15 protein-coding genes are annotated in these 15,059 nt (G+C 70.9%); 10 read left to right on the top strand and 5 right to left on the bottom strand.

The features are described 5' to 3' along the window. The first annotated feature begins 101 nt into the window (after window positions 1-101). Window positions 102-1,679, top strand: coding sequence for an alpha/beta hydrolase (locus ACIDOF_RS23335; RefSeq protein ID WP_409007989.1), 1,578 nt, complete (start codon window positions 102-104; stop codon window positions 1,677-1,679). Between the two features lie 112 nt (window positions 1,680-1,791). On the opposite strand, the gene ACIDOF_RS23330 is transcribed toward ACIDOF_RS23335, so the two are convergent. The 3 genes from ACIDOF_RS23330 to ACIDOF_RS23320 form a co-directional block, all read right to left on the bottom strand. Next, window positions 1,792-2,844, bottom strand: a complete 1,053-nt coding sequence (locus tag ACIDOF_RS23330) for an NAD-dependent epimerase/dehydratase family protein (RefSeq protein ID WP_409007988.1) — start codon at window positions 2,842-2,844, stop codon at window positions 1,792-1,794. A gap of 166 nt (window positions 2,845-3,010) precedes the next feature. Beyond that, on the bottom strand, window positions 3,011-3,751 hold the full coding sequence (locus ACIDOF_RS23325; protein WP_409007987.1) for a lysophospholipid acyltransferase family protein: 741 nt from the start codon (window positions 3,749-3,751) through the stop codon (window positions 3,011-3,013). A 205-nt stretch (window positions 3,752-3,956) separates the two neighbouring features. Further along, entirely contained in the window at window positions 3,957-5,012 is a 1,056-nt protein-coding gene (locus ACIDOF_RS23320) for a M14 family zinc carboxypeptidase (protein ID WP_409007986.1), read from the bottom strand. A 282-nt stretch (window positions 5,013-5,294) separates the two neighbouring features. Between ACIDOF_RS23320 and ACIDOF_RS23315 the strand changes: the two genes are divergently transcribed. The 9 genes from ACIDOF_RS23315 to ACIDOF_RS23275 all read left to right on the top strand — a co-directional run bounded on the left by ACIDOF_RS23315 (window position 5,295) and on the right by ACIDOF_RS23275 (window position 13,661). After that, the gene (locus tag ACIDOF_RS23315; protein ID WP_409007985.1) at window positions 5,295-6,476 is read left to right on the top strand and encodes a M14 family zinc carboxypeptidase; all 1,182 of its coding nucleotides are present in this window, start codon (window positions 5,295-5,297) and stop codon (window positions 6,474-6,476) included. A gap of 379 nt (window positions 6,477-6,855) precedes the next feature. Beyond that, the gene (locus ACIDOF_RS23310; protein ID WP_409007984.1) at window positions 6,856-7,608 is read left to right on the top strand and encodes a GNAT family N-acetyltransferase; all 753 of its coding nucleotides are present in this window, start codon (window positions 6,856-6,858) and stop codon (window positions 7,606-7,608) included. After that, a complete protein-coding gene (locus tag ACIDOF_RS23305) occupies window positions 7,605-8,558 on the top strand; it encodes a lysophospholipid acyltransferase family protein (protein ID WP_409007983.1) in 954 nt (317 codons plus the stop codon). The genes ACIDOF_RS23310 and ACIDOF_RS23305 overlap by 4 nt, the downstream gene beginning before the upstream one ends. Next, window positions 8,551-9,228: a DedA family protein gene (locus ACIDOF_RS23300; RefSeq protein WP_409007982.1), complete on the top strand. Its 678-nt coding sequence runs from the start codon at window positions 8,551-8,553 to the stop codon at window positions 9,226-9,228. The genes ACIDOF_RS23305 and ACIDOF_RS23300 overlap by 8 nt, the downstream gene beginning before the upstream one ends. Before the next feature lie 106 nt (window positions 9,229-9,334). Beyond that, window positions 9,335-10,252, top strand: a complete 918-nt coding sequence (locus tag ACIDOF_RS23295) for a TetR family transcriptional regulator C-terminal domain-containing protein (RefSeq protein WP_409007981.1) — start codon at window positions 9,335-9,337, stop codon at window positions 10,250-10,252. Between the two features lie 186 nt (window positions 10,253-10,438). Continuing rightward, the gene (locus ACIDOF_RS23290; RefSeq protein ID WP_409007980.1) at window positions 10,439-11,335 is read left to right on the top strand and encodes a 3-keto-5-aminohexanoate cleavage protein; all 897 of its coding nucleotides are present in this window, start codon (window positions 10,439-10,441) and stop codon (window positions 11,333-11,335) included. A 147-nt stretch (window positions 11,336-11,482) separates the two neighbouring features. Beyond that, window positions 11,483-12,490 carry a 3-hydroxyacyl-CoA dehydrogenase NAD-binding domain-containing protein gene (locus tag ACIDOF_RS23285; protein WP_409007979.1) on the top strand — a complete coding sequence of 336 codons (1,008 nt, stop codon included), beginning with the start codon at window positions 11,483-11,485 and terminating at the stop codon, window positions 12,488-12,490. Beyond that, window positions 12,487-12,981, top strand: a complete 495-nt coding sequence (locus ACIDOF_RS23280) for a thioesterase family protein (protein WP_409007978.1) — start codon at window positions 12,487-12,489, stop codon at window positions 12,979-12,981. Before ACIDOF_RS23285 ends, ACIDOF_RS23280 begins: the two co-directional genes overlap by 4 nt. 215 nt (window positions 12,982-13,196) lie before the next feature. Further along, window positions 13,197-13,661 carry an SSI family serine proteinase inhibitor gene (locus ACIDOF_RS23275; protein WP_409007976.1) on the top strand — a complete coding sequence of 155 codons (465 nt, stop codon included), beginning with the start codon at window positions 13,197-13,199 and terminating at the stop codon, window positions 13,659-13,661. 31 nt (window positions 13,662-13,692) lie between these two features. On the opposite strand, the gene ACIDOF_RS23270 is transcribed toward ACIDOF_RS23275, so the two are convergent. Together ACIDOF_RS23270 and ACIDOF_RS23265 are read right to left on the bottom strand one after the other, a co-directional pair. Continuing rightward, on the bottom strand, window positions 13,693-13,872 hold the full coding sequence (locus tag ACIDOF_RS23270) for a hypothetical protein (RefSeq protein WP_409007975.1): 180 nt from the start codon (window positions 13,870-13,872) through the stop codon (window positions 13,693-13,695). A 179-nt stretch (window positions 13,873-14,051) separates the two neighbouring features. Then, window positions 14,052-15,002 carry a cytochrome c oxidase assembly protein gene (locus tag ACIDOF_RS23265; RefSeq protein ID WP_409007974.1) on the bottom strand — a complete coding sequence of 317 codons (951 nt, stop codon included), beginning with the start codon at window positions 15,000-15,002 and terminating at the stop codon, window positions 14,052-14,054. Between the last annotated feature and the right edge of the window lie 57 nt (window positions 15,003-15,059).

Here is a 15,059-nt window from a genome sequence, read left to right as displayed (position 1 = left end):
TGGCAAAGAACATCTGTCCGATCTGTTGTCAGGTACCCCCCAGGCGCAAAGATCCCCCGGAGAACTCGTAACGACCACAACGATTCTGGGGGAGGTACCACTTGAGACGCACAGCAGTGCTCGGCTCGGCCGGCACTCTGATCGCGGGCACCCTCATAGCCGGCGCGATGGCGGCGCCGGCGGCCAACGCCGACAGCGGTCCGCGCATCGTGTCCGAGGAACGGGGCGTGGCCCTGGCGGCGGCGCGCGCGGCCAAGACGGGGATCGACTGGAAGGACTGCCCGGCGGACTGGGGGCTCGCGAAGCCCGTCCAGTGCGGCTGGGTCAGCGTCCCGCTCGACTACTCCAAGCCGAACGGGAAGCAGATCAAGCTGGCCGTGGACCGGGCGAAGAGCACCGGCACCGCGGACGAGCGACAGGGCTCCCTGGTCTACAACCCGGGCGGACCCGGCGGCTCCGGCATGCGCTTCCCGCTGCGCATCGTCAACAAGTCCCCGCTGTGGCAGAAGACCGCCAAGGCCTACGACTTCGTGGGCTTCGACCCGCGCGGCGTCGGCCACTCGGCGCCCATCTCCTGCATCGACCCGCAGGAGTTCGTGAAGGCGCCGAAGCTCGACCCGGTGCCGGACTCCGAGGCCGACAAGCTCGCGCAGCGCAAGCTCGCCGCCGAGTACGCGGACGGCTGCAAGGAGCGCAGCGGCGAGATGCTGCCGCACATGACCACCCCCAACACCGCCCGCGACCTGGACGTGATCCGCGCCGCGCTCGGCGACCGGAAGCTCAACTTCCTTGGGGTGTCGTACGGCACGTACCTCGGCGCGGTCTACGCCACGCTGTTCCCCGACCATGTGCGGCGCATGCTCGTCGACAGTGTCGTGAACCCCTCCCGGGAGAAGATCTGGTACCAGGCCAACCTGGACCAGGACGTCGCCTTCCAGATGCGCTGGGACGACTGGAAGGAGTGGGTCGCGAAGAACGACGCCACCTTCCACATCGGCGACACCCCCGAGAAGGTCGAGGAGCAGTGGCTGAAGCTGCGCGCCAAGGCCAAGAAGGAGCCCATCGGCGGCGTCGTCGGCCCGGCGGAGCTCATCGGCTTCTTCCAGGGCGCGCCGTACTACGACTCCGCCTGGGTGCCCACCGCCGAGGTGTGGAGCAAGTACCTCGCCGGTGACGAGCAGGCCCTCGTCGACGCCGCGGGCCCGGACCTCTCCGACACGGCGGGCAACATCGCCGCGGAGAACGGCAACGCCGTCTACACGGCCGTGGAGTGCGCGGACGCCCAGTGGCCCACGGACTGGGCGACCTGGGACCGCGACAACACGGAGCTCCACAAGGACCACCCGTTCATGACCTGGGCCAACGCCTGGATGAACCTGCCGTGCGCCACCTGGGGCGTGAAGCAGCAGACTCCCGTCGAGGTCAAGTCCGGCAAGGGTCTGCCGCCGGTCCTCATCGTGCAGGCCGAGCGGGACGCGGCGACGCCGTACGAGGGCGGTGTCGAGCTGCACAAGCGGCTCGCCGGCTCCCGGCTGATCACCGAGAAGAACGCCGGTTCGCACGGTGTGACCAACCTGGTCAACCCCTGCATCAACGAGCGGGTCGACACCTACCTGCTCTCCGGCAAGACCGACAGCCGCGACGTGACGTGCGAGCCGCACGCCACGCCCAAGCCGTAACCCCTCACGGGGAACGGCGGTTCGGCGCCGAGGGGTGGGCGGAGGCAACTCCGCCCACCCTTCCGTCAGTTGACACATGGTCCCCCCCCCCAGACCGGTCACTCGTCCTCGGTCATTCCTCGCTGCGCTGCGCGAGCCACGCGTCCTCCGCCGCGTAGTCGAACAGGTCGCCCATCGGGTCGTACGCCGCGGCCATCGCCGGGAACGCCGCCCGCCAGTCACCGCCCGGCGCGTCCGCCAGCCGGCGGCGCAGCCACTCCACCGTCTCCGGCAGCGCATCGGCGTAGCGCGTCACCGGTCTGTAGCCCAACTCGGCCTGCGCCGCGGACATGTCGAGCACCATCGGATGCGGCAGCGACCACGGTGTGCTCCCCACCTCGGGGCTCGGCGGCGCACCCGGGACCAGTACCGTCTCCGTCTCCACGCCCAGCAGCGTGTCGACCATCGCGCCGATCTCCGCGACCGTGGGCGCCTCGGAGTCCCCGGCGTTGAGCACTCGCGCCCCCGGCGCTTTCGCCGCCAGCCGGATCAGCTCCGCGATGTTGTGCACGCTCACCGGCTGGAACCGGCTCGTCCCGTCGTACGCCAGGACTCTGCGGCGGCGGCCGTCCAGGGCGCGCTTGACGAAGTACAGCTCGCGCGGCGTCCGGCAGTGCGGCCCGTACACCGCGCCCGCGCGCAGCACCGTCGTCGGCAACTGCTCGGCTGCGGCGCGGAGTTCGTCCTCCAGGGCCACCTTGCGCCCGCCGTACTCCTCGCCCGGCGCGATCCGCCCGCACGACTCCGGCACGGGCATCGGATAGTGCGGGAAGCCGTCCGGCTCGGACTGCGTGAGGAAGCTGCGGCCCCGCTCGTCCTCGTAGACCGCCGCGCTCGACACCACCACCGCCGAGCCGATGCGGTCCGCCAGGCCCGTCAACTGTCGGGCATGGCCCCGGCCGTACGCCACCATGTCCACCACGACGTCCACGCCGTCCCCGACCAGGGCCGTGAGCGCCGCGTCGTCCTCGCGGTCCAGGCGGGCCGCACGCACCGAGTCCGGCCACGCTGCGTCACGGGTCGCGCCCCGCGACGCCGCCGTAACCTCCCAGCCGTCCTCCGCGAGGGCGCGCACCGCCGCCCGCCCGATCTGCCCGGTCGCCCCGATCACCAGCGCTTGAGTCATGCCGCGACCGTACGACGACCGACGGCCTCGATCACAGGGGTATCTGCTGACAGCAGATCGGGCGGCGCGCAGGTGTGCACGAGGCGTAATCTTCGGACGTCCGGGTACGGAGTGGCGCCTCGGCGCCGGACGTGCGCGGCACGTCAGCGCGCGGTGATGCGGAGGCTCAACGCCCGGGCAGCTTGGGGAACTTGCGGCCGGACTGGCGCTCCTTCTCGGCCTGCGCCTCCGCCTGCTCCTCGGCCTTGACGACGGCCGCGTACCGGTCCACGTACTCCTGGTCGGAGAGCCCCAGGATCGCGTACATGATCTCGTCCGTGACCGCGCGCAGGACCGCCTTCTCGCCGTCCATGCCCTCGTACCGGGAGAAGTCCAGGGGCTCGCCGAAGCGGATCGTCACACGCTGGAAGCGGGGCAGCTTCTGGCCGGGCGGCTGTGCCTCGAACGTGCCGATCATCGCGCAGGGGATCACCGGCACCTGTGCCTTCAGGGCCATCGCGGCGACGCCGACCTTGCCCTTGTAGAGCCGGCCGTCGTGCGAGCGCGTGCCCTCCGGGTAGATGCCGAGCAACTCGCCCTTGCCGAGCACCCCGAGGCCCTCGCGGATCGCCGCCTGGCCGGCCTCCTTGCCCGAGCGGTCCACCGGGATCTGGCCCACGCTGTGGAAGAACGCGGCCGTCAGGCGGCCCTTGACGCCGGGACCCGTGAAGTACTCGGCCTTCGCCAGGAAGGTGATCCGGCGCTTGATGATGGCCGGCATCAGGAAGTGGTCCGAGAACGACAGATGGTTGCCCGCGACGATCGCGGCGCCGTCCTCCGGAATGTGCTCCAGACCCTCGATGCGCGGCCGGAAGATCAGCCGGAGCAAGGGCCCCAACAGCACATACTTGAGCACGTAATAGAACACGGGGTCCCTCATTTTCCCGGGGGCCGCACAGCGGCGGTGTTACTGCAGGTCATGTGTGGTGTGAGGGTGAGAAGTGTATGTGCGGACGCCCGCGGGCGTAACCACTTCCGGCCGTACAGGTGCCCGCCCGGCACCGCGGGGCGGGATGCGGCACCGCGGCCGCGCGGGTCCGTGCCCGGCGCGGCCGCGGTGCGGCGAGGCGGTGTCAGCAGGTGTCGCACTGCTGGGGAAGGGTGTCCCAGAAGGACGTGTCGGCCCGGTCGACCGAACCGTCGGCGACCGCCTTGATGGTGGCCTCCATCGTGAGCACCGACTGCTGGATCAGATAGCCGTTGGACTTCTGGCCGAGCACATACGGCTCGTACTCGTGGTCGCTCATGCCGCGCATCTCGAACAGCAGCGTGGCGATGCCGTACTCGGCCGCCATGCCGTTGCGGCCGATGGTGTTCGCCGAGCCGCCCGCGTAGCGGCCGATGTGGCCCCAGCCGGTGCGGTCGACGTTCTGGTAGACGACCGAGCCGAGCCGCTTCGACCTCTCCACCAGTTCGGGCGACACGTCCGGCGTCGTCGGGTACAGGATCGAACCGGACACCAGGTCCCCGTCCACGCGGGACTGGGTGCCCTGGTGGTGCATGTCGATCGCGTAGTCCACGTCGTACTTGCCGAGTACGTTCCGGTGCAGCGCCTGCGTCTCGGGCTGCTCCTTGGCCACGTGGTCGCGGTTGAGGTCGACCTCGTTGGCGTTGTAGCGGGTCAGGTGGCGCTCGCCCTTGGCGAGGTAGCCGTCGAGCGGGAAGTTCACGTCGCCCATCGCGCCGTCCGCGTTGAACATCGGCACGAACAGGACGTTCACGTCCTTGAGCAGCGCCGCCTTGGACGGCGAGCCGAGGGACTTGATGGTGTGCAGCATCGCCTCGGTGGTCAGCTGCTCGTTGCCGTGCTGCTGCGCCAGGTACAGGATCGTCGGGTTGTCCGGGTCGCTGACGTACTTGGCCAGGTGGATGTCGCGGCCCTTGACGGTCTGCCCGATGACCTCGAGCTTCATGGCGTCCTGTCGGGCGTCCTGGTCCTTCAGGAAGCGGGCCACGTCGTCGTACGTGGACAGGATCGAGGTGTTGACCGTCTCGTTGCCCTGGTAGTCGGGGCCCTCCCCGACCGCGGCGGCGTTGCCGGTGAACAGCGTCCCGGTCAGCAGGAGCGCGCCGGTGAGCGCCGCGGTGGCCGTGCGGGCGGATCTGGGGAAACCACTGAACCTGCGCATGAATGTGTCCCTGATGTCGTGGGCCGGGGGGCGGCTGGCGGGCGAGCCTAATGATCAACATGAAATCCCGTCAATGCCCTTGTATGTCCCGGCAGTTGCCGCGGAGGCCGACAAGAGCCGGAAAAAGTCCCGACAGTGCGTGGTTGTTGCAGGTTGAACGGCCATGCGCTGTCGGAACGGGTGCGACAGGAGCAACGCACCGTTCACAGATGTCGCCCCGGCTGCTTAGAGTGGCGCTCGCCACCCCTCGGAAGTGCCTGACGACACCTGAGGAGCAGTGAATTGTCCGCTCGAAGATGGATCGCCGCGCTCGCCAGTACAGCCCTGATCGCAGGTCTCTCCACCGCTGCCGCCCACGCCGGCGACGGCGCGATCCCGCCCGGGTCGCACTGCGGCACCGAAGCCTCCGGTTCCGGCAACGAGGGCTTCGTCGACCACGCCCAACTGACCTCTGCCCTCAAGCAGTTGGAGACGAGCACCGGCGGCACCGTGGACGTGGAGGTGGCCGGTTACTCCAATCAGGGCCGCGCGATCCACACCGCGCGTGTGGGCGAGGGCGACAAGGTCGTGTACGTGCAGACGCAGATCCACGGCAACGAGATGCACGGCACCGAGGCGGCCCTCGAACTGCTCAAGCGGTGGGGCTCCGACAGCCCGGCCGCCAAGGAGTTGCGTAAAAAGGTCACTGTGGTGGTCGTTCCCCGCCTGAACGTCGATGGGGGCGAACTCGACCGGCGGCAGAACGACATGACCTGGGACGAGGCCGTCGCCGACTTCCCGCAGCTGGCGGGCGCCTCCCCGGCCTGGAACTACAACGCCCGGGTCGGCGGCTTCGACGTCAACCGCGACTTCAACCCGAACCTCGACTACGTACCCGCCGCCGCGGACTTCCCCGGCAACAGCGCCGACACCGGCTGGTACATCACGCCCGAGGCGCAGACCTCCCGGAACGTGTACCGGTCCCTGGAGCGGGAGTTCGGCACCGTCGACTTCTTCGTCGACCTGCACAACCAGTGGTCCTGCTACGCGACCGACGACATGGAGAGCATGTCGCCGCTGTCGATCTCCGCCAAGTTCATCGACGACCCGTCGGCGTTCGGCGACTGGCCCAAGTTCGACATGGCGGCCTCGAAGCGGGCCAACGTCGCCGTCTACCAGGCACTGCAACGGCAGGGCGACTCCGCCTTCGGCGACCTGACCCTCTACCCGCAGTCCACGAACCTGCCCGGCACCGCGCTCGGTTCGTACCAATTGCGGGGATCTGCCGCGGTTCTCTTTGAGACGTCCTCGCAGACCCAGTACGACGGCATGAAGCGCAACGGCATGCTCACGCAGATGGTCGAGACAGGCCTGGGCGGCCTCGTCGACGCCGTCGCGGACGGTTCGGTGAACTCCCTCGACACCGCCGTCTACGACTCCATCCCGGAGCGCGTCACGCTGCCCTCCGACGGTCCGGGGCTCTGACGGTCCAGGTCTTCGACGGTCCAGGTCTCTGACGGTCCAGGTCTCTGAGGGGCAGGCTTTCCGGCTGCCCCGGCGCCCGGCGGTACCGCCTCCAGCGGTACCGCCCTCCGGCCTGCCCTGGGCCGACGATGGCGGCCTGCGAGGGGCTCCAGGGGTCACCCCGACGAGTTCAGGGTCACCCTGAGGCAACCCTGAATGTCCCTCATCCTTCCCTGACAACTGCCAGAAATCTTTGACCCGTTCACCGGACGACTGCACCGTGGTGTGAGGCGGGCCGCCGAGCGGCAACTCGACGGCCCGTGCACGACCGAGCCGACTCGCGCGGTCATCAGCCACGACCCGCGCGGGCCTTTCCCCCTGCGTAGAAAGCGGGTTCGTCATGCCCAGTCCTGCACCGTCCACTGTAGTCGCGGCCTCCAGCAGCTACTCCGTCGCCATCGCCGACTCCGAAGAGCAGATCCGCGCCGCCCAGCGCCTGCGCCACCAGGTCTTCGCCGGCGAGATGGGCGCCCGCCTGCACACGCCGCTGCCCGGCCACGACGTCGACGACTTCGACGCCGTGGCCGACCACCTCGTCGTCACCGACCCGGACGGCCAGGTCGTCGGCACGTACCGCCTGATACCCCCGGGCCGGACCCCGCGCCTGTACTCCGACGGCGAGTTCGACCTCACCGACCTGTCCGGCATCCGCTCCCAGCTCGTCGAGACCGGCCGCTCCTGCGTCCACCCCGACCACCGCAACGGCGCGGTGATCAACCTGCTGTGGGCGGCCCTCGCCCGCTATCTGCTGCTCTCCGGGCACAAGTACCTCGGCGGCTGCGCCTCCGTGCCGCTCGGCGACGGTGGCCGCGCCGCCAGCAGCGCCTGGCTCCTCGGCAACGGCAAGCACGCCTCCCCGCCCGAGCTGCGCGTCCACCCGCACCGCCCCTGGCACCCCTCCGGGCCGCTCGACGGCCCGGCCCGCCCCGCCGACCTGCCCCCGCTGCTCCGCGGCTACCTGCGGCTCGGCGCCTGGATGTGCGGCGCCCCCGCCCACGACCCGGAGTTCGACGTCGCGGACTTCTACGTGCTGCTGCCCATGGACCGCATCAACGACCGCTACCGCCGGTACTTCCTGGGGGAGGGCCAGTGAACGGACCGCTCGCCGCGTCCGCCTCCACTCCGGTGGCAGCCACTGCCTCCACCCCGGTGGCCCCGGCCGCCTCCGCCCCCTCCGCCGTCCCCGCGGTGGCGCCCGCCGCCTCCACACCCGTGGCGCCGCCCGGCGCACCCCTCGTACCGCCGCCCCCGCAGAGCCCCTGGTTCCCGGCCTCGCCCTGCACGCCGCGCTGTGCCCGGCCCGAGGCGCCGCCCGTGCACCCACTGGTCACGGCCCGGCGGTACGCGGTGTTCGGGCAGGTCGTCGCGGGCGCCCTCGCCTCCCCGGCGGCGACCCGCGACGGCCTCGCGGTACGCGACCGGGCGCGTGCCCTCCTCGACTCGCTCGGCGTGCGCCTGGACGCGGGCGACACCCCGCTGTCCGTCGCCGGAACCGGCACTCTCGTAGTGGCCGACCACATCTCCTGGCTCGACATCGTGGCGCTGCTCGCCTGCGAACCGGTCACCCTCGTGGCCAAGCGCGAGGTGGGCCGCTGGCCCGTCGTCGGCCCGCTCGCCCGCCGCGTCGACACCTGCTTCATCGACCGCGGCTCCCTGCGCGCCCTGCCCCGAGCTGTCGGGCGCGTACGGGAGTTCCTCGCCGCGGGCCGCACCGTCGCCGTCTTCCCGCAGGGCACCACATGGTGCTCGGCCGCGGGCGGCGCCTTCCGGCGGGCCATGTTCCAGGCCGCCATCGACGCGCGCGTGCCCGTCCGCCCCGTGACCCTCGGCTACCACCAGCACGGCAGACCCACCTCGGTCGCCGGCTTCCTCGGCGATGAGGGCTTCGTCCCGTCCCTGCACCGCGTGGCCACGGCAGGCGGCCTCTCCGTACGCGTACGGGCGCACGCCCCGCTCGCCACCGGTCCCGGCACCGACCGGCGGGACCTCGCGGCGGCCGCCGAGGAGTCGGTGTTCCGGGACCAGCCGAGGCGCCATGGCTGACTGGCTGGACCCTTATGTGGCGTTTCTGCAGGGCCTGTTGGACTCGCCCTGGCTCTGGCTCGTCATCTTCGGCACCGCGGCGCTGGACGCACTCCTTCCGTTCATGCCGAGCGAGGCGACCGTCGTCGCCGCGGCCGTCCTCATCGGCGCCGACCCCGGCCGCCTCGCCCTGCTCACGGCACTCGCCGCCGCGGGCGCGCTCGCGGGCGACCTCGGCGGGTACGGAGTGGGGCGCCGCGCCGGACCGCGCCTCACCGCACTGCTGCTGCGCGGCGACAAGGGCAGACGCCGCCTCGCCGCCGCGCACGCCCTGGTCGCCCGGCACGGCGCCCTGCTCGTCGTGGCGGGGCGGTACGTGCCGGGCGGGCGCGTCGTCACGGGGCTCAGCACGGGCGCCGCGCGCTATCCCGTGCGCCGGTTCCTCCTCTTCGACCTGCTCGGGGCGAGCCTCTGGGCGGTGCTCAGCGTCGCCGTCGGCCGCATCGGCGGCGCCGCCTTCGCCGACCGGCCCGTGTACGGCCTGCTGCTGTCCTTCGGTGTGGTCGTGCTCCTGACGCTCGCGGGGGAGTGCGTGCGTCGCTGGGGTCGCAGGCGACTGGCGTTGCGCAAGCCGACTGATGAGTCAGTCATCATCGCAACACCGCCGGACTGCACGCTCGAAACCCAGTAATGGCAAGGAAACGTCGGGGGATCGGCGGGATGGCGGAGGACAGCCGGAGAGCCGATCGCGAAATCTCTGTTGCGGTTATCTCAACACCCGGGTACGGTCTACGACCATGCAGCAGGAACCGGGAAGCCGAGTCGGCGACAACGGCGGCGAGGTCGCCAAGCGCGTCCGCGACGTGATCGCGGCCGTCGGCGTCAGCCAGCGCGAGTTCGCGCGCCGCATCGTCATGGACCCGTCCAAGCTGTCCCGCTCCCTCAGCGGCGCCCGCCGCTTCACCGTCGCAGAGCTGGCCCGCGTCGCCGACACCGGCAACGTCGACGCGGCCTGGCTGCTCGGCTCCGGCGCCCGGCCCGACCAGGAGCGGGCCGGCATCGAGACCGGCGTCGTCCGAACCGCTCCGCGCGCCCGGCGCGCAGGCAGCGCCGCCCCCGCACCGGCCGGCGGCGGGCGGCCCCTGCAGATCGTCCGTGAAACCGTCCGGCTGATCGCCGAGCGAGGCTTCCACGCGGTCCGCGTCGCCGACATCGCCGAGGCCTGCGCCACCAGCACAGCCGCCATCCACTACCACTTCCCGGGACGCGACGACCTCCTCGAAGCCGCCGTGCGCTGGTGCATGGACGAAGACACCGCCCGCCGTGCCGCGCACATCGCGGAAGCCGCCGATGTGGCCGGAGAACTGCGGCAGTTGATCGAACTGCAGACCCCGCACACCCGCCAACAGCGCCGCCAATGGAGCGTCTGGCTCGACCTCTGGGCGGAGGCCGCCCGCTCCACGGTCGTCGGCCGGCTGCACGTCGAGTACTACAGACAGTGGCGCGAGACAGTCGCCGACGTCATCCGCAGAGGCGTCGCCGCCGGAGCCTTCCGCCCCGTCGACCCGGAGACCGCCGCGCTCACCCTCACCGCCCTGATCGACGGCCTCGCCTCCCAGGTCCTCGCGACCACCCCCGGCGAACCCGGCACCAGCGCGGACGACATGCAGCGCGCCCTGCTCGCCCACGTCGAGACGACCCTCGCCGCGCACTGAGCAACACCCGGACCCGCACCCCATACGCAGGCACGCGTCGCCAGCACAGGCACAGGCACAGGCGTACGCACAGGCACACGCACCCGTACGCGCACTGAGCACCCGTACACAGCACCCGTACACACAAAAGCGCCCAAGAGCTTCGCCCCACCCCGTCATGTCCCGTACCAGAAAAGGGAGTTCAGCATGCCCATGAACCAGGACGTCATCATCACCGCAGCGCTCACCGGCGCCGGCGACACCGTCCGCAAGAGCCCGCACGTGCCCGTCACGCCCGAGCAGATCGCCAAGTCCGCCGTCGAAGCCGCCGAAGCCGGCGCCGCCGCCGTGCACATCCACGTCCGCGACCCCGAGACCGGCGCCCCCTCGCGCGACCCGCGGCTCTACCGCGAGACCGTCGAGCGGATCAAGGAGACCGGCACCGACGTCATCATCAACCTCACCGCCGGCATGGGCGGCGACCTCGTCGTCGACCCCGCCCAGCCGCTGGAGAAGCTCGGCGAACTCCCCGGCACCGACCTGGTCGGCGGCCTCGACCGCCTCCCGCACGTCGACGAACTGCTCCCCGATATCTGCACCCTCGACTGCGGCTCCCTCAACTTCGGCGAAAACCTCTACGTCTCCACCCCCGAAATGCTCCGCCAGGGCGCCAAGCGCATCCAAGAGCTCGGCGTGCGGCCCGAGTTGGAGATCTTCGACACCGGCCACCTGTGGTTCGCCAAGCAGCTCCACGCCGACGGCCTGCTCGACGACCCCACCGTCTTCCAGCTCTGCATGGGCATCCCGTGGGGCGCGCCCGCCGACCCCGGCGTCCTCCAGTCCATGGTCAACATGCTGCCCGAGAACGCCCAGTGGGCCAGCTTTGCCATCGGCCGCATGCAGATGCCGTGGGTCGCCCAGTCCATCCTGCTCGGCGGCCACGTCCGCGTCGGCCTCGAGGACAACCTCTACCTCGGCAAGGGCAACAAGGCCACCAACGCCCAACTCGTCGAGCGCGCCGTGCAGATCACCGAGTCCATCGGCGCCCGCGTCGTCACCCCGGACGAGGCCCGCGTGAAGCTCGGCCTCAAGCCCCGCGCCTAACCACCCCCGGAACGAGCCGTGCCGCAACGCGCGCCGACTGCGCCCGGTCGCGCCGGCACGGCGGAGCCGCCCACGCACCGCCACGCGCCCCCCCAAGAGCGCGCCCAGGCAAGCCCGCCCGCTCACGCACCCCCTGAAGGACCCCGCATGACCGCGATCAACACCCCCGCCGCCCCCTGCGCCCCCGAGGACGTCACCCGCGTCGCCTGCATCGGCGCCGGCGTCATCGGCGGCGGCTGGGTCGCCCACTTCCTCGCCTGCGGCTACGACGTCACCGCCTGGGACCCCGCCCCCGACGCCGAGGCCAAGCTCCGCCGCCTCGTCGACGCCGCCTGGCCCGCGCTCACCCAGCTCGGCCTCGCCGACGGCGCGTCCCGCGACCGGCTCACCGTCGCCGCCGCCCTCGAAGAAGCCGTCGCCGACGCCCAGTTCGTGCAGGAGAGCGCCCCCGAGAAGCTGGAGCTCAAGCGCGACCTGCTCGCCCAGCTCGACGCCGCCGCCCCTGCCGGAGTCGTCATCGCCTCGTCCACCTCCGGATACCCGATGACCGACATGCAGACCACCGCCGCCGACCCCGGCCGCCTGGTCGTCGGCCACCCCTTCAACCCGCCGTACCTCATCCCGCTCGTCGAGGTCGTCGGCGGCGAGCAGACCGCCGAACACGCCGTGACCTGGGCCTCCCGGTTCTACGACGTGGCCGGCAAGTCCGTGATCACCATGAAGAGCGAGGTGCCCGGCTTCATCGCCAACCGCCTCCAGGAAGCCCTCTGGCGCGAAGCCCTGCACATGGTCGCCAACGGCGAGGCCACCGTGCAGGAGATCGACGACTCCATCACCGAAGGCCCCGGCCTCCGTTGGGCGTTCATGGGCCCCATGCTCACCTTCGCGCTCGCCGGCGGCGAAGGTGGAATGGCTCACATGCTGGACCACTTCGGCCCCTCCCTGAAGTCCCCCTGGACCCGACTTGAGGCCCCTGAGCTGGACAAGAAGCTGTACGACGCCGTCGTCCAGGGTTGCGACGAAGAGGCCGGGGAACGCACCATCGCGGATCTGGTGGCCGAACGCGACCAGGGCGTCATCGACGTCCTGCGCGCAACCGGCCGCCTGCCGCAGCAGCGTGCCCAGAACGCCGATCAGCACCAGGAGAACGCATGACCACCACGACCGAGCAGACCCTGCCTCTGCTGCACCGCACGGTCCGGCCGGAGTGGATCGACTACAACGGCCACATGAGCGAGGCGTTCTACGTACTCGTCTTCGGACACGCCACCGACGCCATGATGATCGAGGCCGGACTGCACTCCGCGTACCGCGAGTCCAGCGGCTGCTCGCTCTACACCGTGGAGTCGCACATCCGGTACCTCAACGACGTGCCCGAGGGAGCCCACCTCGCCGTCCGCACCCGGATTCTCGGCGCCGCCGCGAAGAAGGCGCACTTCGTGCACGAACTCTTCGTCGTGGACGAGGCCGAGGCCGACATCCCCGAGGGCGCCGAACCCGTGGCCACCACGGAACTCCTCGCCCTCCACGTCGACCAGCAGGCCGGCCGCACCACGCCGTTCCCGGAGGACATCCACACCCGGCTGACCTCCCTCGTCGTGGAAGCCCCGGACTGGGCGGGCCGCGCCATCGCCCCGGTCGCCTGACCCACCCGACTCGTACGGGCCCTGCCCCCATCCCCCTGGGGCAGGGCCCGTACGGCTACCCGAACGCGCCCAACCCGCACACCCCCTGCGCGTACCCCCGCACAACCGCCCCCGCACCCACCCGTACGACTGATCGCCCGGCGTGGCTCCCCGCCGACCTGCGGTGCGACGGCTGTCCTGCCCTCCGGTTCCCCTCAACCGCCACGGAGGTCCGGATGCACCCGCGCCGTACACGCCCCCTACTAGCCACAGCCGTAGCCCTGCTCGCCACCGCGCTCGCTCCGGTCGTGACCGGACCCGGACCCGCCCACGCCGAGCAGCAGCCGAAGCCGCAGCCGAGGACACACCCTCCGACGGCAGCACAACCCCAGCCCGGCAACCCCGGCCTGCTCCTCACCGTCTCCGGCTCCGCAGGTACCTGGATCCGCGGCGTACGACTGCACTGCACCCCCGAACCCGGAGGGCGGCACCCGAAGCCCGTCGAGGCCTGCGCGGCCCTGGACGCGGCCGAGGGCGACCTCGACGACCTGGCCGGACAGCCCGCCCCCTGCACCCTGGAACACGACCCGGTCACAGCGTCGGCGACCGGCACCCACCGCGGCCGACCCGTGGACTGGCACCACACCTACGCCAACCTGTGCGTGTTCAAGGCCCACACCGGCCCGGTCTTCGACTTCTGACGGGCCCGCGAGAGCACCCTGGAGACCGAACTCAGGGCGAAGGATTCGACAGCGCCACCGCCGCCGTGATCAGGCCGAGCACGATCCAGCCGAACCACAGCCAGCCGTTGCTGCCGAGGGCGACCGTGTAGCCCGTCACCGCGACGAGCGCTCCGACGGTGGCCACCCCCATCGTCTTCGTCGAACTGGGCATCTTCGTGGAACTGGGCATCGCAACACCCTCCTCACCCCCGAGCGGACACCCGGCCGGTGTCCACCGGTGACCTGGAGCCATGGTCTCGCGCCCGGCCCCGGTTCCGCCAGCGTCCGAACGAGAAGGCCCCCGGAACTGCACGTTCCGGGGGCCTTCTCGAGCCATGCGCCAAGCCAAGCCGGCCAAGCAGGGAGCCGTTACTGCCCGCGCGCGTGCAACGACGCCAGATACGCGTTGTACGCCTCCAGCTCCTTGTCGCCGTCCCGGTCCGCCGCGCGGTCCTTGCGCCGGGCCTCGCGCTCCTCCGACTTCCGCCACTGGAACAGCAACGCCACCAGCACCACCACGGACGGGATCTCACTGAACGCCCAGGCGATGCCGCCGGCCGCCTCCTGGTCGGCCAGGGCGTCGAGGCCGAGCGAGGCCGGCGGGTTCATGTACGTACCGACCATCGGCTGGGTCGCCATCATCAGGGCGATGCCGAAGAACGCGTGGAACGGCATGCCCGCGAACAGCTCCAGCATCCGCATCACATAGCCGGGCCGGTGCGGTCCCGGGTCGACGCCCATGATCGGCCAGAAGAACACCAGGCCCACCGCGAGGAAGTGCACCATCATCGCGATGTGCCCCGGCGTCGACCCCATCAGGAAGTCGAAGAGCGGCGTGAAGTACAGCGCGTACAGGCTCGCGATGAACAGCGGGATGGTGAACGCGGGGTGCGTGACGACCTTCATGTACCGGCTGTGCAGCAGCATCAGGAGCAGCTCGCGCGGCCCCTTGCGGCCCTGGCCCGCGACCGGAAGGGCGCGCAGCGCCAGCGTGATCGGGGCGCCGAGGAGCAGCAGGATCGGCGACAGCATGCTGATCACCATGTGCTGCACCATGTGCACGCTGAACATGACCATGCCGTAGTCGTTCAGCTTGGTGCACATCACCAGGGCGACGGTCAGCACACCGATCAGGAACGAGATCGCGCGGCCAACCGGCCAGGAGTCGCCGCGGCGCCGCAGCCGCACCATGGCCCATCCGTACAGGCCGAGCGCCAGCAGGCAGCCCACCAGGAAGAACGGGTCCGAAGAGAACTGAAGGGCTCGGCCCAGCGTGAACGGCGGCAGATCCATCGTCATGCCGTGCCCGCTGTGATCCATCCGCTGCTCCTGATTCGTGCCGGTTGTCCGAACCAGAGTAGAACCGCCCCCGGCCAG

Source organism: Streptomyces sp. Da 82-17, from assembly GCF_046098215.1.
Taxonomy (GTDB): domain Bacteria; phylum Actinomycetota; class Actinomycetes; order Streptomycetales; family Streptomycetaceae; genus Streptomyces.
Note: the sequence above shows the minus strand (reverse complement) of the source record. Positions and strands in the feature narration are given on the sequence as shown.